Source organism: Nonomuraea sp. NEAU-A123 (genome assembly GCF_018603905.1).
Classification (GTDB): domain Bacteria; phylum Actinomycetota; class Actinomycetes; order Streptosporangiales; family Streptosporangiaceae; genus Nonomuraea.
In genome coordinates this window covers 1-21,556 of the sequence record NZ_JAHFZZ010000028.1, presented here as the reverse complement: position 1 = coordinate 21,556, position 21,556 = coordinate 1, and the positions used below count along the sequence as shown (strand labels likewise).

The 21,556-nt window shown below is 66.9% G+C and carries 23 protein-coding genes and 1 pseudogene; 12 read left to right on the top strand and 12 right to left on the bottom strand.

What is annotated here, in order from left to right:
• Window positions 1–465, bottom strand: a complete 465-nt coding sequence (locus tag KLK06_RS50300) for a MarR family winged helix-turn-helix transcriptional regulator (RefSeq protein WP_214642966.1) — start codon at window positions 463–465, stop codon at window positions 1–3.
• Between the two features lie 88 nt (window positions 466–553).
• On the opposite strand from KLK06_RS50300, the gene KLK06_RS50295 reads away from it, so the two are divergent.
• A complete protein-coding gene (locus KLK06_RS50295) occupies window positions 554–925 on the top strand; it encodes a VOC family protein (RefSeq protein WP_214642965.1) in 372 nt (123 codons plus the stop codon).
• A gap of 148 nt (window positions 926–1,073) precedes the next feature.
• Window positions 1,074–1,295, top strand: coding sequence for a S1 RNA-binding domain-containing protein (locus KLK06_RS50290; RefSeq protein ID WP_214642964.1), 222 nt, complete (start codon window positions 1,074–1,076; stop codon window positions 1,293–1,295).
• Between the two features lie 48 nt (window positions 1,296–1,343).
• Here the strand turns inward: KLK06_RS50290 and KLK06_RS50285 are convergent, their stop codons facing one another.
• The 3 genes from KLK06_RS50285 to KLK06_RS50275 are packed head-to-tail and all read right to left on the bottom strand — an operon-like array spanning window position 1,344 to window position 3,512.
• Window positions 1,344–2,219, bottom strand: a complete 876-nt coding sequence (locus tag KLK06_RS50285) for a 1,4-dihydroxy-2-naphthoate polyprenyltransferase (protein WP_214642963.1) — start codon at window positions 2,217–2,219, stop codon at window positions 1,344–1,346.
• A gap of 13 nt (window positions 2,220–2,232) precedes the next feature.
• Entirely contained in the window at window positions 2,233–2,841 is a 609-nt protein-coding gene (locus KLK06_RS50280) for a GNAT family N-acetyltransferase (protein WP_214642962.1), read from the bottom strand.
• A gap of 44 nt (window positions 2,842–2,885) precedes the next feature.
• Window positions 2,886–3,512 (bottom strand): CGNR zinc finger domain-containing protein, encoded by a 627-nt coding sequence (locus KLK06_RS50275; RefSeq protein WP_214642961.1) that lies wholly within the window; start codon window positions 3,510–3,512, stop codon window positions 2,886–2,888.
• Between the two features lie 44 nt (window positions 3,513–3,556).
• Between KLK06_RS50275 and KLK06_RS50270 the strand changes: the two genes are divergently transcribed.
• Complete coding sequence (locus KLK06_RS50270) at window positions 3,557–3,862, top strand: antibiotic biosynthesis monooxygenase (RefSeq protein WP_214642960.1); 306 nt, start codon at window positions 3,557–3,559, stop codon at window positions 3,860–3,862.
• Here the strand turns inward: KLK06_RS50270 and KLK06_RS50265 are convergent.
• A complete protein-coding gene (locus KLK06_RS50265; RefSeq protein ID WP_214642959.1) occupies window positions 3,838–5,235 on the bottom strand; it encodes a PLP-dependent aminotransferase family protein in 1,398 nt (465 codons plus the stop codon). The genes KLK06_RS50270 and KLK06_RS50265 overlap by 25 nt on opposite strands.
• On the opposite strand from KLK06_RS50265, the gene KLK06_RS50260 reads away from it, so the two are divergent.
• From KLK06_RS50260 to KLK06_RS50250, 3 genes are all read left to right on the top strand, one after another.
• Window positions 5,234–6,163, top strand: a complete 930-nt coding sequence (locus KLK06_RS50260; RefSeq protein WP_214642958.1) for a DMT family transporter — start codon at window positions 5,234–5,236, stop codon at window positions 6,161–6,163. The genes KLK06_RS50265 and KLK06_RS50260 overlap by 2 nt on opposite strands.
• Before the next feature lie 67 nt (window positions 6,164–6,230).
• Complete coding sequence (locus tag KLK06_RS50255; protein ID WP_214642957.1) at window positions 6,231–7,253, top strand: hypothetical protein; 1,023 nt, start codon at window positions 6,231–6,233, stop codon at window positions 7,251–7,253.
• A gap of 22 nt (window positions 7,254–7,275) precedes the next feature.
• Window positions 7,276–7,674 (top strand): ASCH domain-containing protein, encoded by a 399-nt coding sequence (locus KLK06_RS50250; protein WP_214642956.1) that lies wholly within the window; start codon window positions 7,276–7,278, stop codon window positions 7,672–7,674.
• On the opposite strand, the gene KLK06_RS50245 is transcribed toward KLK06_RS50250, so the two are convergent.
• The gene (locus KLK06_RS50245) at window positions 7,664–8,143 is read right to left on the bottom strand and encodes a winged helix-turn-helix domain-containing protein (RefSeq protein ID WP_214642955.1); all 480 of its coding nucleotides are present in this window, start codon (window positions 8,141–8,143) and stop codon (window positions 7,664–7,666) included. The two genes, KLK06_RS50250 and KLK06_RS50245, sit on opposite strands and share 11 nt — an antisense overlap.
• Window positions 8,144–8,183: 40 nt before the next feature.
• Window positions 8,184–8,696, bottom strand: coding sequence for a GntR family transcriptional regulator (locus KLK06_RS50240; RefSeq protein ID WP_214642954.1), 513 nt, complete (start codon window positions 8,694–8,696; stop codon window positions 8,184–8,186).
• Window positions 8,697–8,777: 81 nt separating this feature from the next.
• Here KLK06_RS50240 and KLK06_RS50235 point away from each other — a divergent pair, with 81 nt between their 5' ends.
• Window positions 8,778–9,068 carry a hypothetical protein gene (locus KLK06_RS50235; RefSeq protein ID WP_214642953.1) on the top strand — a complete coding sequence of 97 codons (291 nt, stop codon included), beginning with the start codon at window positions 8,778–8,780 and terminating at the stop codon, window positions 9,066–9,068.
• A gap of 1,219 nt (window positions 9,069–10,287) precedes the next feature.
• Here KLK06_RS50235 and KLK06_RS50230 read toward each other — a convergent pair.
• Both KLK06_RS50230 and KLK06_RS50225 read right to left on the bottom strand, forming a co-directional pair.
• Window positions 10,288–10,944 carry a RadC family protein gene (locus KLK06_RS50230; protein WP_214642952.1) on the bottom strand — a complete coding sequence of 219 codons (657 nt, stop codon included), beginning with the start codon at window positions 10,942–10,944 and terminating at the stop codon, window positions 10,288–10,290.
• A gap of 692 nt (window positions 10,945–11,636) precedes the next feature.
• Complete coding sequence (locus KLK06_RS50225) at window positions 11,637–12,353, bottom strand: GntR family transcriptional regulator (RefSeq protein WP_214642951.1); 717 nt, start codon at window positions 12,351–12,353, stop codon at window positions 11,637–11,639.
• A 598-nt stretch (window positions 12,354–12,951) separates the two neighbouring features.
• Here KLK06_RS50225 and dapA point away from each other — a divergent pair.
• A complete protein-coding gene (gene dapA, locus KLK06_RS50220) occupies window positions 12,952–13,869 on the top strand; it encodes a 4-hydroxy-tetrahydrodipicolinate synthase (protein ID WP_214642950.1) in 918 nt (305 codons plus the stop codon).
• A 54-nt stretch (window positions 13,870–13,923) separates the two neighbouring features.
• Window positions 13,924–15,609, top strand: coding sequence for a ribonuclease J (locus KLK06_RS50215; RefSeq protein ID WP_214642949.1), 1,686 nt, complete (start codon window positions 13,924–13,926; stop codon window positions 15,607–15,609).
• 380 nt (window positions 15,610–15,989) lie between these two features.
• Here KLK06_RS50215 and KLK06_RS50210 read toward each other — a convergent pair whose 3' ends face one another.
• From KLK06_RS50210 to KLK06_RS50200, 3 genes and pseudogenes are all read right to left on the bottom strand, one after another.
• Entirely contained in the window at window positions 15,990–16,766 is a 777-nt protein-coding gene (locus KLK06_RS50210) for an ABC transporter permease subunit (RefSeq protein WP_214642948.1), read from the bottom strand.
• The gene (locus KLK06_RS50205; protein WP_214642947.1) at window positions 16,763–17,515 is read right to left on the bottom strand and encodes an ABC transporter permease subunit; all 753 of its coding nucleotides are present in this window, start codon (window positions 17,513–17,515) and stop codon (window positions 16,763–16,765) included. The genes KLK06_RS50210 and KLK06_RS50205 overlap by 4 nt, the downstream gene beginning before the upstream one ends.
• A gap of 74 nt (window positions 17,516–17,589) precedes the next feature.
• A pseudogene (locus KLK06_RS50200) lies at window positions 17,590–18,243 on the bottom strand (ABC transporter ATP-binding protein); the annotation flags it as partial.
• 112 nt (window positions 18,244–18,355) lie between these two features.
• On the opposite strand from KLK06_RS50200, the gene KLK06_RS50195 reads away from it, so the two are divergent.
• The 3 genes from KLK06_RS50195 (at window position 18,356) to KLK06_RS50185 (ending at window position 21,101) form a co-directional block, all read left to right on the top strand.
• Window positions 18,356–19,828 carry a histidine kinase gene (locus KLK06_RS50195; protein WP_214642945.1) on the top strand — a complete coding sequence of 491 codons (1,473 nt, stop codon included), beginning with the start codon at window positions 18,356–18,358 and terminating at the stop codon, window positions 19,826–19,828.
• Window positions 19,825–20,490 carry a response regulator transcription factor gene (locus KLK06_RS50190; protein WP_214642944.1) on the top strand — a complete coding sequence of 222 codons (666 nt, stop codon included), beginning with the start codon at window positions 19,825–19,827 and terminating at the stop codon, window positions 20,488–20,490. The genes KLK06_RS50195 and KLK06_RS50190 overlap by 4 nt, the downstream gene beginning before the upstream one ends.
• Before the next feature lie 95 nt (window positions 20,491–20,585).
• Window positions 20,586–21,101, top strand: a complete 516-nt coding sequence (locus tag KLK06_RS50185) for a DUF402 domain-containing protein (protein ID WP_214642943.1) — start codon at window positions 20,586–20,588, stop codon at window positions 21,099–21,101.
• Window positions 21,102–21,556 lie beyond the last annotated feature (455 nt).

The following is a 21,556-nucleotide window of genomic DNA, read 5'->3' as shown; positions in this document are numbered from 1 at the left end:
TTAAATGCCGAGTTCGTCCGCCAGTCGCTTCAGGTAGGAGGCGAACTGCCGGCGGTCGTAGTCGTCCCACCCCACGGTGAGCTCGTCGAAGGCGTGGCGCTGCCACTGGCGCGAGCCCGCCAGGAGGTTCTCGCCATGTGCGGTGAGCTGCAGCGACGCGCGCCGGCGATCGTACTCGGACGAGGCGCGGACCAGGTAGCCCGCCTTCGTGGCGTCCTTGACGATGCGGCTGGCCCCCGAGTGGTCGAGGCCGAGCTGGTGGGCCACGGTGCCGACGGTGGCCTCCTCGGTGGCGTCCTTGCCCGTGTCGACGGCCTCCACGGCCAGGATGTGCTGCACGTGCCGGGTCTCCCCGGTCTGCTCTTCCGAGGCGCTGTTGATCCACCGGCGTGACCAGAAACGCACCAGTCGGAAGAGCGCGGGACCGCCGTCGCCGTCAGCAGAGGAAAGGCCGTGCGCGTTCATGCGCACACTCTACCCCGAGATGGATGCGATATGCATATATAGTATGTGCATATCGCATGTATCTGGCTGAGCTTTGAGGAGAGCCGACATGTCCATCGTCCTCAACCATCTGATCGTCCCGGCGGCCGACAAGACCGCCGCCGCCACGTTCCTCGCCGACCTGCTCGGGTTGCCGGTTTCCGCGCCGTCCGGCCCGTTCGTGCCCGTCAGGGTCAATGACGACCTCGCACTCGACTTCGACGACCGGCACCAGGTCCAGCCGGGCCACTACGCGTTCCTGGTCGACGACGACACGTTCGACGCGGTGCTGGGCCGTCTCCGGGAGTCCGAGTCGATCTCGTACGGCTCCGGCCCGGGCCATGGCTGGGACCGGCAGATCAACCATCTCGGTGGCGGCCGTGGCGTCTACGTACGCGATCCCAACGGCCACAGCTACGAGCTGTTCACGGCCGTCCCCTAGTGGGTAGGGTGGCGACCGTGACTGCCGGGTCGGCCAAGTGCCATGACGAGACGGGGCGCCCGGCCACGCCTTGATCACCGAGCGGGCCCGCGGCCCGCCACCTCTCGCGTTCCCCCAGGCGGAGATCGCAGAGGAAGGAGGTGATCACATGTTCCATGCTTGGGAAGGCTTCACTGCGCGGCACACCGTCGGTGACGTGCTTGACGGGCGCGTGGCCAGAGTCGTCCCGTTCGGCGCCTTCATCGAAGTCGCCGACGGCGTCCACGGGTTGCTCGTCGGATCGGACCGGCCAGAGGCCGGGTCGAGCATCTCGGTACGGATCGCCGAGATCGACCACGACAACCAGCGGCTGAGACTCACCGCGAGCTGAGGCTGATCCGCGTGCGGGGGCCCTCCGGTCCCCGCACGTCCTGGCCGCCTACAGAGTGATCGCCAGGCCGAGCGTGAACAGCAGGCCGTACGCCAGCTGCAGTTTGCCGGTCTGCTGCAGTACGCCGATCAGCGCGGGGCCGACGGCTCCGTGCAGGACCGTCTTGATCGGCGTGATCGCCAGCGGCGCGGCGAGCACCGCGGCGGCGGCCAGCGGCGCGATCGGGAGCATGGCCAGGGCGATGACGAACGGCACGATCAGGCATGCGGCGTAGAGCGTGCGGGTGCGTGCCGCGCCCAGGACGACCGCCAGCGTCCGCTTGCCCGCCTGGCCGTCGGTGCCCACGTCGCGCAGGTTGTTCACGACGAGCATGGAGCACGACAGGAGCCCGACGGGGATCGACGCCACCAGCGCCGCCCAGGACAGGTGCTCGGTCTGGACGTACGCGGTGCCGACCACGGGGACGACGCCGAAGAAGGTGAACACCGACACCTCGCCGAGCGCGCGGTAGCCGTACGGAGCCCGGCCGCCGGTGTAGAACCAGGCGGCGGCGATCGCGGCGGCGCCCACGAGCAGGATCCACCACGCGCGGGTGGCCAGCACCAGGGTCAGCCCGAGCACCGCGGCGAGGGCGAAGCAGCCGAGCGCGGCCGTCAGCACCTGCTTCGGTGTGGCCGCACGCGAGCCGACCAGGCGCATCGGACCGACCCGCTGGTCATCGGTGCCGCGGATGCCGTCGCTGTAGTCGTTGGCGTAGTTGACGCCGATCTGCAGCGACAGGGCCACGAGCAGCGCGACGATCGCGCGCCACCAGATGAAGCCGTTCTCGCCGATCGCCACGCCGGTGCCGACCATGACAGGCACGATGGCGTTGGGCAGGGTGCGCGGACGTGCGCCGGCGATCCACTGGCCGGGGGTTGCCATAAAGACGAATCCTCTAGCTGATGTCGGTGGTGAGCCTGACCATGCGGATGGGACGCCCCATGTCGAGCACGCGCTCGGCCATGTCCTCGCCCCAGCCGGCCGACTCCAGGAAGCCCAGCACCGCGTAGTTGTCGGCGAACACCCACGTGACGATCTGCCGGAAGCCGTCCTCCCGCAGGTGGTCGACGGTGGCGTTGAGCAGGCGGCTGCCGTGGCCACGCCGGACGAAATCGGGGTCGACCAGCAGGGTCAGCATCTCCGCGGCGACGGTCGGGTCGAGGTCGGGGTCTTCGGCGGGCGCGTGCGAGGCCAGGCCGACCACTCGCTCACCGCCGCGCGGCGTGGCCAGGGCCGCACTGCCGCCCACGCCGAGAGCCGGGAAGCCCTCGGTGTCCAGGATGGTTTCCACCGCCACCAGCACCCGATGCATGGGGGTGGGCGGGGCGACGATCGCCTCGTCCCACTGGCGCAGCCACATCTTCTCCGCCGCGGCCCCCGTCATCTGCTCGAGCGGCCCCTCGGGGAGGAACTCCCGATAGCCGTAGCGCCAGGCGCGGATCTGAGTATTCGCCACCTGGAGCACATCCTCGCGCCGGGCCGCCCGGACGCCTACGTCTGCCATCTCGGCCCGCTCCTTCGCCTGCCGTCCATGCCACAAGGCACGAGTTACACCGTATCGGTGTTTGAGCCTTGGGGATGACGCGAACCCTGCTTCCTCGCCCGGTAAGCGCGTGTTTTGGTGCGGTTGCCGCAGACCCGCATAGAACACCACGAGCGTGATCGGTTCTTCGAGGAGTCGATGAACGCCCACTGGCACAGGCCCTCGGCGCAGACCTTCAGCCGGTGCCACGACTGGTCGGTCACGGCAGCCGTGATCCTGGCCAGACCGCCTCTGACGCCCTCTTCGAGGGGGACCAGTTCCGGCGTGGCGCCGACGCGTACGAGCAGCAGCAAAGTCGGTAGTTCGGGCATCTCCGGAGTTTCGCGCCGTAGCCCGGCCCGCGGTTCGGGCGTCTTGGGAGTTTCGCGGCTTAGTGCGGCCCGCAGCTCGGGAGTTTCGCGTCTTGGCGCGGCCCGCAGCTCGGGAGTTTCGCGTCTTAGCGCGGCCCGAAGGGCTTCGCGCAGGGTGAGCGCGGTGGTGAGGTCGTCGTCGGTCGCGCGGTCGCGCGGGCCGATCAGGCCCCGCTCCCGGAGCCAGACGGCCAGTTCGGCGGGTGAGGCCAGCTCGTCGGCGTCGGAATCGAGGTCGTAGGTGTTCACGAAGTCGCGTACGAGCTCCGCGGGCGCCAGCATGTCACCACTGTATGGCAGTGGCCGGTTGCGCCATGATGAGTCGCGTGATCGTTCGTACCTGGCGAGGCTGGACACGTAGCTCCGATGCCGCGGCCTATGAGGAATACCTCCTGCGCACCGGATTCCCCGGATACACCCAGACGCCGGGGAACCGTGGCGCCTACTTCACCAGGCGTGACTCGGGCGACAGGACCGAGTTCTTCCTGATCTCGCTGTGGGAGTCGTGGGAGGCGATCAGGGCGTTCGCCGGGGACGATCCGGGCGTGGCGGTCTTCTACCCCGAGGACGACGCGTTCCTGGTCGACAGGGAGCGGACCGTGGAGCACTACGAGGTGTTCGCCAGCGCCTGAGCCAGCCGCCGCACCCCCTCAGCCAGCTCCGCCAGGTTCGCGGCCGCGATGTGGGTGACACGGAGGCGGGGTCCCGGTGGTTCCGACGGGTAGTGGATCCTGCCGGGGCTCACCAGTACGCCGTTGCGTTTCGCCGCCTCGACCAGGGCGTTCTCGTCGGTTTCCGGCGGCAGGCGGACCCACAGATGCATGCCGCCCTTCGGCAGCAGGTGCAGCTCGGCGGCGGGCAGCCGCGTGGCCAGTTCGGTGGCGAGCGCGTCGCGGCGGATCAGGATCTCGGTCCGCACGTTCGCCAGGTGCCGGCGCCAGCCGGGGGAGCCGACGAACTCCAACACGGTCTCCTGGAGCGGGCGCGCCACGAAGAACGACTCCACCAACTGGCTGGCCCGCAGCCGATGCGCGGCCGGACCACGCGCGACCACGGCCGCGACCCGCGTGCTCGGTGACAGGATCTTGGTGAGCGAGCAGATGTAGACGACCGTGCCGTGCGCGTCCATCGACACCATCGGCGGCGGCGTCCGGTCGCTGAGGTAACGGGCGTAGTCGTCCTCGATCACGAACGCGCCTGCCGCCCTGGCAACCTGGAGCACCTGTTCCCTGCGTTCGTGAGTGAGCGTCGCGCCGGTCGGGTTCTGCAGGGTGGGCTGGCAGAGGAACACCCGCGCGCCGGTGACGGCGAACGCCTCGGCCAGCAGGTCGGGCCGTACGCCGTCCCGGTCCATCGGCACGGCCGTCGCCCGCAGGCCCGCCGCCTTGGCCGCGGCCAGCGCGCCGGGATATGTCGGCGTCTCGACCAGAACCGGCGTCCCCGGGGCGGCCAGCGCCCTGAAGGCGTGCGTGAGCGCGGCCTGGCCGCCACTGACGATCAGCACGTCGGCCGCGGTCACGTCGCCACCGGCCTGCGTCGCGAACCACCTGCGCAGCTCGGTCAGCCCGGTCAGCGGCGGCATCGCCCACGCTCCCGGCCGGCGCACCGCCCGCGACGCCGCGGCGGCCAGCTGCTTGTCCGGCCGGAGACCCGGGTTCAGGTAGCCGCCGGTGAGCGGGATGACGCCCTCGGGCGGCGGGGTCAGCAGCGCGGTCACCGGGCTCTCGTCCACCACCCGATCGCCCAGCGCGACGGTCTGCCAGGAGAAGTCGGGCAGGTCGCTGGGCCCCGCGGGCGGCCGGGCGAGGAATGCTCCGATGCCGGGCCTGGTGATCACCCGGCCCTCGGCCGCCAGTTGCCCGATGGCGCGCGAGACCGTCACGGGGCTGACGTTGTGGCGGCGCATGAGCTCTCTGGAGGAGGGGAGGCGGTCACCTGGCCGCAGGCGGGTGAGCTCTTGGCGCAGGATCGCGGTGATATGGGCGATACTGCTATCCTGTTCCATGACGAATAAGAATAGCGCTATCGTCCGCGACAGAGTAGCGGTCGCCTCTCAGGGAGACTCGGCGCGACTCCGCCAGGGAAGCTTCCTCGCGTTTCTCGGTGTTCTCGCCTTTTCCGGCTCCTTCCCCGCCACCGTCTACGCGATGCGCGGGTTCGATCCGTGGCTGGTCGCCATCGGCCGGGCCGTGATCGCCGGTGTCATAGCCCTCATTTGCCTCAAAGCAGCCCGCCTCCCGCTGATCCCGCCTCGCCACCAGTGGCGCTCCTACGCCGCGATCTCCCTCGGCGTGGTCTTCGGGTTCCCCGTCTTCAGCGGCCTGGCTCTGGACCTCGGCGCCACCACCGCCCACTCCGCGGTGGTCATCGGCCTGCTCCCGGCCGCCACCGCCGTATGCGCGGTCCTGCGCGCCGGCGAACGCCCGCGCCCCCTGTTCTGGCTGGCCTGTACGGCAGGCGCGATCGCCATCACCGCCTTCACCCTCACCCGTGGCCAGAGCACGGCCGCCTGGCCCGACGTCCTCCTGGTCGCCGCCCTCGTCTCGGCGGCCATCGGCTATACCGAAGGCGCCCGGCTCTCCCGCGAAACGCCGGGGTGGCAGGTCATCTCCTACACTCTTGTCCTCTCCCTCCCGTTCACCGCCCCCGTGACGGCCGTACTCGCCCTCACCACCCCCGTCCACCCGTCGCCCCAAGCCCTCGCCGGCTTCGCGTACGTCGGCCTGATCTCGATGTTCCTCGGCTTCGTCCCCTGGTACGCCGGTCTCGCCAGGGGCGGCATCGCCAGAGCGGGCCAGACCCAGCTCACCCAGCCGCTGCTCACGCTCATCTGGGCGTGGTTCCTGATGGGGGAGAGGTACGGCCTGGCCACTGTGGCCGCCGCGCTGGCCGTACTCGTCTGCGTGGCCCTCACCCAGCGCGCCCGCACTTGAATGCGGTGACGCCCGCACTTGAATGCCGTAACGCCGCCCCGCAGGATGGGAAGCGGAGGTGTCACAGATGGCAGACCTCACGATTCCGGAGGGCGGCTTCTGGCCGGCCCCTGCGATCCCGCAGCCGAACATCTACCCGATGGAGTGGCGGGTCGAGACGGCCAAGCTGGCGGCGATCTACGAGAAGTCCAAGCGGTCGCTCTGGAACCCGGCCGACCTGCCCTGGGACGGGCTGAACCCGGACGACTTCACGCGTGAACAGCGTCTCGGGATCATGTACTGGTTCGCCGTGCTGGCCAACTTCGACGCCTCGGGGCCGGCCGTGTTCGCGCGGGCCACCATTCAGGCGTTCGAGAAGCACGAGGAGGATCCGGTCAGGAAGTGCTTCTTCTCGATCACCCGCGACGAGATGAACCACGAAGAGTGCTGCCAGCGGACCATCGCCAAGCTCTGGCCCGGCGGCCCCCTCGACTGGACTCCGACCGACGACCTGGAGAAGGCCGCGCACAACAACATCGGCTGGCTCTATCACAACGGCGGCCGCTACTGGACCGGCTACAGCGCGGCCGTGGGCAAGTACTCGCTGCCCGTGCTCTTCACCAGCTTCATGATGGGCGAGATGGCCGCCTCGACCCTGTTCAGGGGCATGGCCTCGGGCACCGAACATCCCGTCTTCGGGGAGATGTTCCAGCGCATCGGCCGCGACGAGTCCCGACATCTCCAGATTTGCATGACCATTCTGGAGAACGAGTGGCCCGGCCTCACGGACGAGACCCGCTCTCTCATCACCCGCCAACTCCGCGCCGGCTTCGTCTTCCTGTCCATGATCCTCTGGGAGCCGCCGGAGGGCTTCTGGGAACTCCCGCCGTACTTCCTGGCCAACCACCGCGTCCTGATGGACCACGCCAGGCAATCCGGGCTGGGCGTGCTGTCCTACGAGGAGCAGGCGGAGAACTGGCGGCTCGCCATGGCCCGCATCCGCGTCATCGTCGAACGGTGGGGCATCGCCTTCCCCGCCATCCCCGAACTCGACCTGGAGGGCGTCCAGGTGGACTTCATCGACCCCGAGGAGATCATCCCGGTCTTCTGATCCCGGCGTTACGATCCCTTTCATGTGGGGACGCATCGACGGGCTCCGCGTGCTCGAACTCGGCATGCCCGGCGAGCAGCGCACCTGGCTGACCGACCTGGTCCTGTCCGGCGCCAAGACGGCCACGGCGGGGCTGCTGGAGCTCGACTACGTCGCCGAGGGGGAGCCGCTGGAACACGTCGGCGAGCGACTCGTGCTCCTGGACGATGAGGGCTCGCGGGCGGCTCTGCTGGAGGTGGCCGGGGTGGAGCAGGTGGCGTTCGGGGCGGTGAGCTGGGAGTTCGCGCAGGCGGAGGGGGAGGGGTTCCGCTCGATCGAACACTGGCGTGAGGTCCATGGCCGGTATTGGGCTGGTCTGGGGCAAGAGGTGACTGACTCGTCGACGATCGTCTGCCTGACCTTCCGCCTTCTTACTCCTTAGGCCAGGACTCTTCCGGCGAGACGTAGCTCCCGCGCTGAGGGACCGTGTAGACCCAGCCTTGCTCGCGCAGCAGTGCCATGGCTCGCCGTACGGTCTCGCGTGCTACGTCATGCTGCTGCAGCAGGGCCGTCTCCCCGGGGATCGGCCGTCTCGGGAGTAGCTCTCCGGCCTTGATACGCTGCGCTATATCAGCAGCTATGTGCTGATATAGCGGGATTTTTCGGGATATGCGGGGCGCCTCATTGGGCACGCCGACGAATGTTCCCTCGCCTTGAACGGTGTGAATAAGTCCCTCGTCGCGAAGTACGCGGATTGCCCTGCGCGCGGTGGTGCGGGCCACGCCGAACTCGCGCTGAATTTCCGCCTCGCTTGCCACGGGGTCGCCGGGCGAGAGTGCGTCGACGATGCGCGAGCGGATGATCTCGCTGATCTGGCGATAGGGGTGGGTATCACCCTCGCGGTCGAGCATGTCGTCAATGTTATACGGGACATAGACAAGGGGTGGCGAGTTATGAACCTCTGCTTGGCCACTCCTTCGGATCGGACACAAAAGTGCCTCGATAGGGGACGGTGAACACCCAGCCCTGCTCTCTGAGGTGCCCCACGGCCTGGCGCGCCGTGACCTTGGCGACGCCGTACTGCTGCATCATGGCCTTCTCGCCGGGAATCGCCCTGTTGGGCGGTATCTCGCCCCGCCGGATGCGTTCGGCGATATCTTCGGCGATTTTTTGATAAATCGGCATGGCTTTGGGCGTGCGTGGAGCGCCAGGTGGCCCAACAAACGTGCCCTCGCCTTGAATCGTGTACGCCATGCCCTGCTCGCGGAGCTCGCGCGCCACGCGCCTGGCCGTCGTCCTCGCTATCGCGTAGTCCTTCTCGAGCTTGGCCTCGCTCGGTACAGGGTCGCCCGCCATGAGCTCGCCACGCTCGATCTGATCACGGATCAGGTCGGCGACTTGCTTGTAGATGGGGACGGGGCCGTCGCGATCTAGCACCTTGGGATTATAGACGAAACCATACATGCTCGCCCAAAGTGGACACGCTCACTGAGTATATTGATACGGGTAGTAGACCAGTAGATACGCCTGGGCTATAGTGAGCGCATGCGGTGGGAAGAGGGCGACCTCCATGGCCGTCATGTGGCGAAGGCGAGTGGCGCGTCGGCGTCGATCGAGTGGGATCTGGTGGGGCCCTGCAATGAGCGGGTGCGTGTGCGGGATTACACCTGCGACTGTCAGTCGGTGTTTTACGAGCTGTGCCAGGCAGGCGGCCAGCGTTACATCCGCAGGACGACGAGAAAGGGCGGGCGAGTGGTGGTGGAGGAGAGCGTCCGAATAGCCGCCTCTAAAACGGACGTTCTGTGGGCACTGCTGCTGCAAGGAGACGCTCGATGATCGTCGTACGTCGTCGTCGAAGCATCCTTGGGCGTCTTCTCGCCACATTGCGCAGCCGCCGCGCGGTCTGTTTGATCGGACAGGTGCGGGTTCGTGCCTGTCGAGACCCCCGGCAGAGGTCGTTGCAAGAACTCCGTGCTCTGCCTGGGCCCAACTCGTTCTCGCAGGTCCCATGCCCCCGCCTAGGACCTGCGACCACCTTCTGGTGGGGCATTTCGCTGGAAACGGTGTCGCCGGGGCGGGCGTGTCCGTGTGGAGCATCAGGTCGCGTTGCCGAATGAAGTGCCGCAGATTCGGCGATCACGGCCGAAGACCGGGTCGCGCTGGCCCCGCATCCCGCGTCTGATGCGGGGCCAGCGACGAGGCAACCACCCTCTACAGTCGAGTGGCTGCGATTTCAGAGAGTCTTCTAGTCCTACGGGTTCGCTGATCGCCGACGAGCGCAGTTCGCCGACGCTTCCGAGAACCCGCATTGGTGGTGCTGAGCCGTCCTCTTCGCCTGCTACCGGGTGGACCTTGCCAGGAGTCCGACCGTCCACGGTGTTGCTGCGCCGTCGCGCGTAGTGGACGGACCCAGTTGCGGGCCGACGTGGTCCCATGCCCTCCGGGAGGCACGGGACCACGCGTTTGCCAGCAATTGGCCGACTCACGTCTAGTCGACCTGCTCGCAGAGGTAGCGTCTCACGCTCCGCTGAGGGAAGCCTTGCCTTCAGAGCTATCAACGGAAACATGCCTTTCGGTGGTCTTGCGGTGGATCAGCACTCTTGGTGGTGATCAAAAGGCCCCATACCGGTTCGGCGAAGCGCTGGAATGCCCTGAGGAACACCCTGGAGCGAGTAGGCCGAGAGCCGTGATGCCGGTGAGAGACCTGCCGGAGCGGCCGGCCCGACGGGTCGTGATGGCGGTGAGAAACGTGCCGGGGGTTCAGCGGTGTCGGGCGCCCGGCTCGAGCGGGGCATGTGGCGGCCCGTTTTGCGCTGGGAGTTGACGGCTGGTTGTGCATGGGGTGCGGTGGCTGGTTTGTGCTTGAGATTCGGTCGTCCGGGTCGCGCCTGAAGTCCGGCGGGCAGATAAGTGTCTGGGGGTTCGGTCGCTCAGGTTGCGCCTGAAGTCCGGCGGGCTGGCGTAGCGCCGGGAGCCTGGTGGTCGGTTCGGACTCTGCCTGCGCCCGTCAGGGTGGGCGGAGACCGACCCGGTTCCCGCACCACCCCCTTGGCGTTCAGAAGGGCACCCGACGCCATGCCGCGTCCGTGACGATCAAATGGTCGAGGAATCGAAGCCCGACCGTCTCGGCGGCCTCGGCGAGACGTGCCGTGGCGACCACGTCCGCGTCGCTCGGATCGAGGGAGCCGCTCGGATGGTTGTGCGCGACCCCGAACGCCGCTCCGCTGGCCGTCAGCACCGCCGTGATGATGTCCCGAACCGGCACTGTCGTGTGGTCAGAGCCCCCCTCGGTCAGGACAACCCGCCGCAACACCGCCCCCCGGACATCGCACGCCATTACGACCAGCCGCTCCCGGGAGTGGCCACGGAGCAGAGGAGCGACGACCGTCGCCAAATCGGACGTGCTGGTGATCCTGGTCGGCTCGGGCTCTGCCTGCGCCCGCCGTACGAGATGGAAAGCCGCAATCACCCGCGCCGCCTTGGCGGGCCCAACGCCGTGTACGGCGAGTAGCCGGTGTGGCTCAGACCGGGCCAGCCCATCGAGATCGCCACAGTGCTCGATCACCTGGGCCGCCAGATCCATCGCGCTCGCCCCCCGAAAGCCTGAACCGAGGAGCACGGCCAGCAACTCCCGGTCAGCCAGCGCCGTCGCGCCGCTCGCCATCAGCCGCTCGCGTGGCCGCTCACGTCTTGGCAGGTCTTTGACTCGCATCCGCAACCTCCAGAACGGTTGTATCAACGAGCACCGACAACCTCGGCTTGACCAGCGAGAATCGCCCGGAATGTCGGCGGGAGGCGCCTTTGAGAGCTGCGGTCTAGTTGACGAAGCTTGATGTTGCTTCCGTCACATCGAGGCCTGGATGGCGGCGCTCGGTTTCGACCCGCCCGCCGGTGGTCTGGACGGTTGTGGTGGCCGGGACACCGGTGGTCCGCACGATCGCAGCCTGTGCGTACGTAGGCTGGACAGTCCCTGTCTGTACGGCCGAGGTCCGGACGGTCACAGTCTGGAGGGCAGATCCGGCCGCAGTTCCGGACGGCTGCAGCCTGGACACCCGCAGGCCGGGCCGGAAACCTCAAAGCGCGGGCCTGAGGCCGCAGGCTGGGCGGAAGTCCCGTAATGTGCGGATTCTTGGGGCGCAGGTTGGCTCGGGGGCGCGTGACGTACGGACGCTGAAGCAGCAGGGGGCGCTGAGGCCCCACAACGCGAGGGCTACGACGCCCCGGGCCAGTATGGAACCTCGCACCTCAAGGCCGTGAAGCCGCAGGAATCGGCTCAGCGACAAGTCGTGATGATGCGGTGCGGGGACCGGCCGGCCGTCGTCGTGGCGGAATGTCAGCCCGATGGCCGTCTGGCCGAGCTCCAGGCCGAAGAGGCGGGTATCGGCCCGGAGCTCTCATATTCGCTCAAACAGGCATGCTGTACATGATCCGGAAGCGGTCGCCCGGGATCACGATGTCGCTGGTCTCCACTGGGCGGTCGCCTGCCCAATGGGTGCGTTCCACGTGCAGGACGTGGATGCCCGCAGGCAGATCGAGGGCGTCGCTCTCCGCGGGGCGGGGCACGCGGGTGTGCACGCTTTCGACGATCTCCGTGATCTTTATCCCGTGTGCGTACATTCTGGCGACCAAGCTGCGCCGTTCCTCCTCCGTGTGGGCGGCGAACTCCAGAGGCTCGTACGAGGTGGCGAGCTGGAGCGGCCTGCCATCACCGCGGAAGACATAGTGCGTCCTCGTCAGGGTGGTCGATTCGTCGAGCCGTAGCCGTCTGGCGATGTCGGGTCCGGCCTCGGCGGGTTCGCTGTGCCAGTCCCAAGTCACGCGCCGGCCCTGGGACTGCAGGTCGGCGGCGAATGGGGCGGGATGATCGAGGAAGCGCCATCGGTGCAATGGGGAAAGGTCGGGGCGTTCTCTGACGTAATGACCCGATCCCACACGGCCGATGATGAGGCCTTCGCCTGCCAGCACGCGCAGGGCGTGGCGGGCTGCGGTCTCGCCGACCTGATACTTGCGGGTCAGCTGCGCCCGTGAGGGAATGGGCGCGCCGGGGGGAAGGGTGCCGTCGGTGATCTGTCGCCGAATGTCTTCGACGACACGCAGGTAGACCGGATCTGAGGTGGCCACTAGTCCATCCCTGAGGGTTCGTGTGAGGCGTTGCCCCATGTTGCCGTATTCGGCAGGTAACCGACCGTCATCGAGGACACTTGGAGCCCCAACTTTGCGGCAGTGGAAAATTATCGGAGAAACCCTGTAACGCCGATGTAAGGGCAGCCGATTCTTCGGTAGAGGTCGTCGATGTGTGTACCCCCGAGCACATATCGGCGGCCTCTTCCCATGGGTGCCGTAGAGGTCGCTCGCGCGGGCGTTGCCCGGCTCCGCACCCGGTTCGGCGGATATGGGATAGGTATGAGGCGTCTGTGGACGTCATGACGTCTGTGCGCGGCATGTCGGGCTGCGGCCGTACGGCATGCGCCTGACGCGGCATGAAGCCTGCTTTGCGGTCCCGGTGATCACTGCGGCCGAATACCTGATGATCGAGTTCCGGTCCCGCGGTCCGCTCCACACGGACGCTCGGGCACTTGGAACAGCACGCAACAACGCGTTGAGGGTAGTTGGACATGCCCTGAGAGGCCGGGGAACGGCATGACAATAGGCGGCTCCAGGCAGGCAAAGCGGGGTGGCGGCGTCCACCGCTTTTGCGAATCCAGGTAGCGTTCGCACTATGGCTTCGCCAACTGGAACCACCGACGCGCCCTTCGGCCGTATGTTGACCGCCATGGTCACGCCGTTCACTCCTGACGGTGCGGTCGATTACGACGCCGTGCGGCGCCTGGCCACCTATCTGGTGGACGAGCAGCGCAACGACGGCTTGATCGTCAGCGGGACGACCGGGGAGTCGCCCACCACCTCCGATGACGAGAAGGAGCGCATTCTGCGCACCGTGCTCGAAACGGTGGGTGATCGAGCGACGGTGGTGGCCGGGGCGGGCACCAACGACACGCATCACAGCATCTCGCTCGCCAAGGCCGCGGCCCGCGCGGGTGCTCACGGGTTGCTCGTGGTGACGCCGTATTACAACAAGCCTCCGCAAGAGGGCCTTTATCAGCACTTCACTGCCGTGGCCGATGCAACCGGCCTTCCGGTGATGCTCTATGACATCCCTGGACGCAGCGGTGTGCCGATCAAGATCGAAACCTTGATCCGGCTCGCACAGCACGAGCGCATCGTGGCCGTCAAGGATGCCAAGGGCGATCTGTTCCTTGGCAGCCAGGTGATGGCGATGACCGATCTCGCCTTCTACTCGGGCGACGATCTGCTCAACCTGCCCTGGCTCTCGGTTGGAGCGGCCGGGTTCGTCAGCGTTGTCGGCCATGTGGTCGGCGCTGACCTGGCCCGCATGATCGACCTGTACAGGAACGGCGACGTCGTTCAGGCGCTCGCAGTGCACCGCCAAGTGGCGCCCGTGGTCGAAGGGATCATGTTGAGCGCGGGCGGCGCGATCATGGCCAAGGCGGCACTGGGCATGGTAGGAGTGCCGGTCGGACCAGTGCGGCTGCCATTGGTGGCCGCGACAGAGAAGCAGATCGCCGAGCTGCGTGCTTGCCTGGTAGCCGGCGGGGTGAAGTTGACAGACGCATAGGAACGGGGAGGAACCGGGAGTTTTGAGAACACGATTTGACCATGGGGGCCGGCTATGAGCCATCCACATCCTGAGCTGGGCCCCCCGCCGACGCTGCCGGAGGGCGGCCTGCGCATTGTCGCGCTGGGCGGGCTGGGTGAGATCGGCAGGAACATGGCCGTCTTCGAATACGAGGGCCGGTTGCTGATCGTCGACTGCGGGGTGCTTTTCCCCGAGCCGGACCAGCCAGGCGTCGACCTGATCCTGCCCGACTTCGAATACATCAGGGATCGGCTCGACGATGTCGAGGCGGTCGTCCTGACGCACGCGCACGAAGACCACATCGGCGCCGTGCCATACCTGCTTCGCGAGCGGCGTAACATCCCGCTCATCGGATCCAAGCTGACGCTGGCCTTCATCGAAGCCAAGCTCACCGAACACCGGATCCAGCCGACCAAGATCGAGGTGATCGAGGGCGAACGGCATAGGTTCGGGCCGTTCGACTGCGAGTTCCTGGCGGTCAACCACTCGATCCCGGACGCGCTGGCGGTGGCCATCAGGACGCCTGCCGGCATCGTGCTGCACACTGGCGACTTCCGCATGGACCAGTTGCCCAGCGACGGCCGCCTCACCGACCTGGGCGGGTTCGCCCGTCTTGGTACCGAGGGCGTCGACCTGCTGATGTCCGACTCGACCAACGCAGAAGTGCCTGGGTTCGTCACCAGCGAACGGGAGATCGCGCCGGTCATCGACGAGGTGATCCGTACCTCGGAGCAGCGGGTCATCGTGGCCAGCTTTGCGTCGCACGTACACCGCATCCAGCAGGTCCTGGATGCGGCGTCCAAGCATGGCCGCAAGGTCGCCCTGGTCGGGCGGTCGATGCTGCGCAACATGGGCGTGGCCCGCGATCTCGGCTATCTCAAGGTGCCGCCGGACCTGATCGTCGACTCGCGCGACATCGAGGAATGGCCGCCGGAAGACGTGGTGCTCGTCTGCACGGGTTCGCAGGGCGAGCCGATGGCGGCGCTGTCGAGGATGGCCAACCGGGATCACCCGATCCGCATCGCCGAGGGTGACACCGTCCTGCTGGCTTCGTCGCTGGTGCCGGGCAACGAGACCGCCGTCAACAAGGTGATCAACGGGCTCACCCGTTGGGGGGCCCGAGTCGTACACAAGGGCAACGCCAAGGTGCATGTCTCCGGACATGCGGCCGCCGGCGAACTCCTCTACGTGTTGAACCTGACCCGTCCGTCGAACTTCATGCCCGTGCACGGCGAATGGCGGCACCTGCGCGCGCACGCCAAGCTCGCCGCGCTCACCGGCGTGCCCGACGATCACATCGTGATCGCGGAGGACGGCGTGGTGGTCGACCTGGTCGACGGCAGAGCGAAGATCGTCGGCGCGGTTCACGCCGGGTACGTCTACGTCGACGGCTCGTCCGTCGGTGAGATCACCGACACCTCGCTGAAGGACCGCAGGATCCTTGGCGACGAGGGCTTCATCTCCGTCGTCGTGGTGGTCGACTCCAGCACCGGCAAGCTCACCGGGGGGCCGGAGATCCACGCCCGTGGCTCCGGCATCGACCCGGCGCAGTTTGAGCAGTTCATTCCGCAGATCGAGAAGGCGCTCGAGGAGAAGGCCGCCGACGGAGTCGTCGACATGCAGGAGATCCGCCGGGTGGTTCGCCGCACGGTCGGACGCTGGGTGAGCGACACCTACCGCCGCCGTCCGATGATCATCCCCGTGGTGCTCGAGGTCTGACCTCCGTACGGGTACGGCAGGCACGCGCGCCTGCCGTACCTCTGGAAGCCGTCCGGATGCAGTTCCGACGTCGTCTGGTGGTCTGCTGGACAGCAGCGGCGTCCTGTCCGGCTGGTCGACCAGCCAGCGGTCAATGCCCTGGACAGGCCAACTGCTCGACGAACGTTCCGACTCGCCCTGGACGGTTGGTTGAACACTGCCTGGACGGTCGGTTGAGCATGGTTGGTTGGGCACCGTCTGGACGGTCTGCTGGGCATGGTTGGTTGAACGCCGCCTCGATGGTCTGCTGAGCGAGAGTCTCAACTGGCCTGAGCGCGTGACTGTTGTGGCGGCTCGTTTCCGCTTACTCCACGTCCCCACCAACACTGTTTGTCAGCAGCTCAGGCGTCCCTCCGGCGCATTAGCCATGCGCCGGCGAGCAACGGCAGTACGGCGTAGGCGATCAGCACGATGGCCGCCGCCACAGGCGGTAGCAGCGAGCCGTATACCGAATGAGTGAGATCGTCGCCGGTTATCTCGCGTGGGAGGGCTCCGATCTGCACCGAGCCGAGCCGTTCGCTCCATGGCTCAGGCAGGTTGCCCACGATGATCGGGATCACGTACACGAGGCCCACGAGGATCGTGATGGCTCCCGCCGTGGAGCGTAAGGTCGCGCCCAATCCCAGCCCGAGTAGCGCGAACACCACCACGGACAGGCTCGATGTGACAAGCGTCGGCAGTTTGTCGAGGAGGGGCGTCGTGTAGGAGCCGCGAAAGCGGTCGCCAATCATCAAGCGGGCGGCGAAGTAGGTCCCGAAGACCACGAGCGGACCGGTGACCAGGCCGAGCAGACCCACGATCGCGGACTTTCCTGCCAGGACCGGCCAGCGTCTTGGCACGATGGCGAGGCTCGTCCTGATCAGGCCTGTTGTGTATTCAGACGTAATGGTGAGCACGCCGAGGACGCCCATGCAGAGCTGTGGCACGATCAGCACCACTTCCTCCAGGTCAGCGATGCTGGCATGGGCCTGCCGTTCGGGGGTGGTGCTGTCGTACATCCCGACCGCTGCCCAGGCGACCGCGATGCCCAGCAGGATGCCGCCCAGACTGAGCCCCAGAGCCAGGTAACTGGAGCGAACTGTGCGAACCTTCAGCCATTCCGACGCCAGCACGCTCACGCGTCTCTCCTTCTGAACAGATAGAACCCCGCCGCGAGCGCGACGATCGCATATGTGGCGAGGACCAGGAGCGCGGCCCAGGGCGGCAGGAAACCGTCGCCCAGGCGTCTGGAGAGCCGCTGGTCGGCGATTTGCGGCACAAGGTTGGGCAGCATGAGCGCGGCCACGCGAGTGTTCCACGGCGCTGGCAGGTAGTTGGCGATGCCGGGCAGGACGAACAGGAGCGACACCACCGAAACGAGCGCCGCCGCCGTGGATCGGGTGGCTACCCCCAGACCGAGGCCCACCAGTGCTAGCACGGTCACCGACAGTCCGGAGGCGAGCAGCATCGGTAGGTCGTTGGCCACGGAGGACTCGTTGAACTGCAGGTGGCGGTCACCCGCCATGAGGCGGCTTGTCACGTACGTGAGGATGATGATCGAGTTGGCGGCGACGAATGTAACGGCGGCGACTACGCCGGCCTTGGCCAGTAATAAGGTGCCTCGCTTGGGAACCGCGGTGAGGGTCGTGCGGATCATGCCGCTGGCCTGCTCCGCGGTGATGGCCAGCACGCCGAGGACCGCCAGGCTGATCTGGACGAGTGGCAGGAAACCCTGCTCAGGCGCCGCCGCTCGCAGTGATCCGCGTTCGTCCGCCAGGCCGCTGACGTAGAAAGTCCAGACCATGCCGAGAACCACCGTGAGCGCAGCCACTCCGATCGCCTGATAAGTCGATGTGACCGAGCGCAGCTTCAGCCATTCGGAAGACATGATTGCTCTCATCGGGCCGCTCCGTACTCCACGCTGCTCGCCGTCAGCGCAAGGTAGGCGTCTTCGAGCGACGGGTAGCGCTCGGTGAGCTCCGCCACGGTGGCTTCCGTGATCAGCTTGCCTCGGCCGACGATGATGATGCGCTCGGCGGTCAGTGCCATTTCGCTCATCAGGTGGCTGGAGAGCAGGACGGTCCTGCCTTGCTTGGCCAATGAGCGCATTAAGTCGCGAATCCAGCGCACTCCGTCGGGATCGAGTCCGTTGACCGGTTCGTCGAACATCAGCGTGCCCGGGTCGCCGAGCAGGGCGGCCGCGATGCCGAGGCGCTGTTTCATGCCGAGTGAGAAGCCGCCCACCCGTTTGCGCGCCACACCGGCCAGGCCGACCTGTTGAAGGACCTCGGACACCCGCGTCGCACTGATGTCGTTGGTGCGGGCCAAGCACAACAGGTGGTTGTAGGCGCTGCGGCCGCCGTGCACAGCGCTCGCGTCGAGCAGCGCGCCCACCTCGCGCATGGGCCTGCTCAGCGAGGTGTATCGTCGCCCGTTGACGAGTGCCTCGCCCGAGGTCGGGGAGTCGAGGCCGAGGATCAGCCGCATCGTGGTGGACTTGCCGGCACCGTTGGGACCCAGGAACCCGGTCACGTGGCCGGGCTCTACATTGAAGGACAGATCGTCGACGGCGAGCGTGTCGCCGTAGCGTTTGGTGAGGCGCTTGAGTTCGATCACGCGGTAAAGAATGAGGTACGGCGGGCGGTCGTCACATCGGACCACGGTCCGAACCTCAAGGTCAGACCCTGGTCTGACGTGCGGGCCCACCGTCAACCACTACGGTCAACGCGTGAACGAATCCCACTCCCTCTTCACCGCTCGCTTGAGTCATCGTCAGCTGATCGCGCTGGACCTACTGGCAGGGTTGGGCTCCTCTCTCTTGTTCCTCACGGCGTCGACGAGTGGGTCGCATCTGCCGCCGTGGGCGAGACTGGCTCTTATCCTGGGGCTGGGTTTGCCGCTGGTGCTGCGCAGGGTGTGGCCGTTGCCCGTTTTCTGCCTCATGCTGACGCTCTCCATCGTGGTCGCTGCGGTGTTAGGGGTGTCGTTCGCCTATATCTCGCCTGCCTACGCGCTCTATATCGTCGCGCTGGCCGATGCTCGGGGCGTGTGGGTGCCGACCTCGGCGATCGGCGTGCTCACTCTGGTCACGCTGGTCGGAATGGTGGTCGCCGGCGCTGCGCCGCAGCAGGCGGGTCCCGCGTGGTTGACGAATATCGACGGGCCGCTCATCGGCGTCGCAGCGCTGGGCGGCGCGTGGACGGTCGGGCGAGCCGTACGAGAACGAAGACACTATGCGGCGCGCGACGCCGAACGCCTGGCCGGACAGGCCGTGACAGAGGAGCGGCTGCGCATCGCCCGCGAACTGCACGATGTCGTCGCGCACAGCGTGGGGTTGATCGCGGTCAAGGCGGGCGTGGCCAATCATGTGATGGGCACCAGACCTGAAGAGGCACACGATGCGTTGCGAGTGATCGAGACCGCCAGTCGGAGTGCGCTCGTCGAGATGCGCCACCTGCTCGGCGTCCTCCGCTCAGACGAGACGCCCGATCGTGGTCCCGCTCCCGACCTCGGTGGCCTCCCGGGGCTGGCCGAGCAGGCAAGGCTGGCGGGAGTAGAGGTGGAGCTGGATCTCCGGTTAGCGACGGGGGGAGGCCGTGGCAGCGGAGACGATGCCGCACCTCATTCGCGGATTGATCGTGCGGACGGCACGGGCGTTCATGCTGCTGCGGCGGACGGCAAGGACGCTCACGCTGCAGCGGCGACCAGTAGTGAGCGCGCGGACCGGGACAGCGCAGCTCTGGAGGGTGCTGACGCCCCTTTCAGAGGCGGTGCGCCGGCCGTGGGATGGGCTGACGGTCGGATTGATGCCCAGGTGGGGGCTGGTCGACGAGCCCAGGACAGAGTGGAGGGCGGAGCAGGCAGCCGCGGGGGAGAAGATATCTCGCGGCTCGGGGTGGGGCTGCCTGAGGGCGTGGAGTTGTCGGTCTATCGGATCGTCCAGGAAGCGCTTACCAATGTGGTGAAACATGCGGCACCGGCGCGGTGCCGGGTGTCTGTGGTCGCCGATGTGCGGGAGGTGCGGATCGAGGTGATCGATGACGGTCTTGGCCGCCGCGCACTGCCGGTGGAAGGGACCGGGCACGGGCTGATCGGCATGCGAGAGCGGGTCATGATGTACGACGGAGTGTTCGAGGCCGGACGTCTGCCTGGGCGAGGGTTTCGGGTGTCGGCCCAGTTGCCTTATGGAGGCATTTCATGATTCGGGTCCTTGTCGCCGATGATCAGGCATTGCTCCGGGGGAGCTTCAGGGTGTTAGTCGACTCGGAGCCCGATCTGATGGTCGTCGGTGAGGCCGCGACGGGAGCCGAAGCGGTGGCCGTTGCTCTCGAGGAGAGACCCGATGTGGTCCTTATGGATGTACGGATGCCGGAGATGGATGGCATCGAGGCCACGAGGCGCATCGGTGATGTGGCTCGGGTCCTGATCGTGACCATGTTCGACCTCGACGCCTACGTTTACGACGCGCTCCGTGCCGGGGCCAGCGGGTTCCTGCTCAAGGACACCCCGCCGGCCGATCTGGTCGCCGCCATTCGGGTGGTCGCGAGCGGTGAGGCGCTGCTGGCTCCGACGGTGACGCGCAGGTTGATCGAGGAGTTCACCCGCACACCGGCATCACTAGAGGTCAAGGGGCTTCATGGGGTGACGGAGCGGGAGCGGGAGGTTCTCACGTTGATCGCTCGGGGTCTTTCCAATAGCGAGATCACCGCCCATCTTCACCTCAGCCTGGCGACGGTCAAGACTCACATCGGTCGCTTGCTGGCCAAGCTCGACGCTCGGGACCGGGCACAGCTTGTCATCGTGGCGTACGAGAGCGGGCTCGTTTCTGCGGTTCGTACAGGAGAGGGGCGGGAGCGCAAGTGAGGTCGGGGCTTGTTGATCGAAGGCTTGGAGAGCGCAGAGGCCTGAATGCTTGGGGGAGCGCAGGGTCTGAGTGATGGTCCGGTAGCGTCCCGAGAGTGAGCGATGTGAGGGTTGTCTTCCGGAAGTACGGCGGGGCGTTGCACTGGAACCATCCCGCGAAGGTCCTCGGCGAGGATGAGCATGGGGTGTGGGCCGCAGCGCCGAGAGGGACGGTTGCCCGTAAAGGGGAGGGGCCGCCGGTGGTGTGGAAGACCACGGCCATCATGCTATTCCCGCGTGACGGGTGGTGGACGGCGTCTTTCAACTCGCCGCCGAATCGGGCTGAGGTTTATGTGGACGTCACTACGGTTCCCGAGTGGCGTGACGATGAGGTGACCATGCTGGATCTCGACCTTGACGTGATCAGGATGCGGGATGGGCGGCTGATTTTGGACGATGAGGACGAGTTCGCTGAGCACCAGGTGTTACTGGGATATCCGGAATCAATGATTGCGCGGGCGGAGGAGACGGCCAGGTGGTTGATGGGCGCGGTGGGAGAGCGGCAGGGGCCGTTCGGGGGTGCCCATTCGAGGTGGCTCGATCGGATGGGTGGAGCAACGCGAGTTGAGTAAGGGCTGGGCTGTCTCCGTGGGTTACCAGCGTGGGTGGCCTCTGCGGGCACGGGAAGAATGCGGCGGGCATTGAGAAACCCTGGACCCGCTGGAGGAGGCTGGATAGGTAGAGACTGTGCAGTCGGTGGGAGAGGCCCGGGGATGGGCGGAAACCGTGGCTCTGCTGGAAGAGACCAGGGGGTAGCTGGGGACTGTGGGTCTGTTGGAAGAGGCCAGAGGGTAGCTGGAGACCGTGGAGTCGGTGGAAGTAATCCGCGAACACGCTGGAAGCAGCCGTGCGCACGCAGTAGCCGTGGATAGGCCGGAAGAAATCGTTAACGCTGTCTCTTTCAGCGGATTCTGGCGTGGAACCCCGGGCGTTTACGCCCGGGAGGAAACGACAGCGCGGGAGGGCCTCCCGGCCCGAGTGGTGTAGTAGCGGGCAGGTCTGGATAGGCAGATCAGCCGGGTCGTTT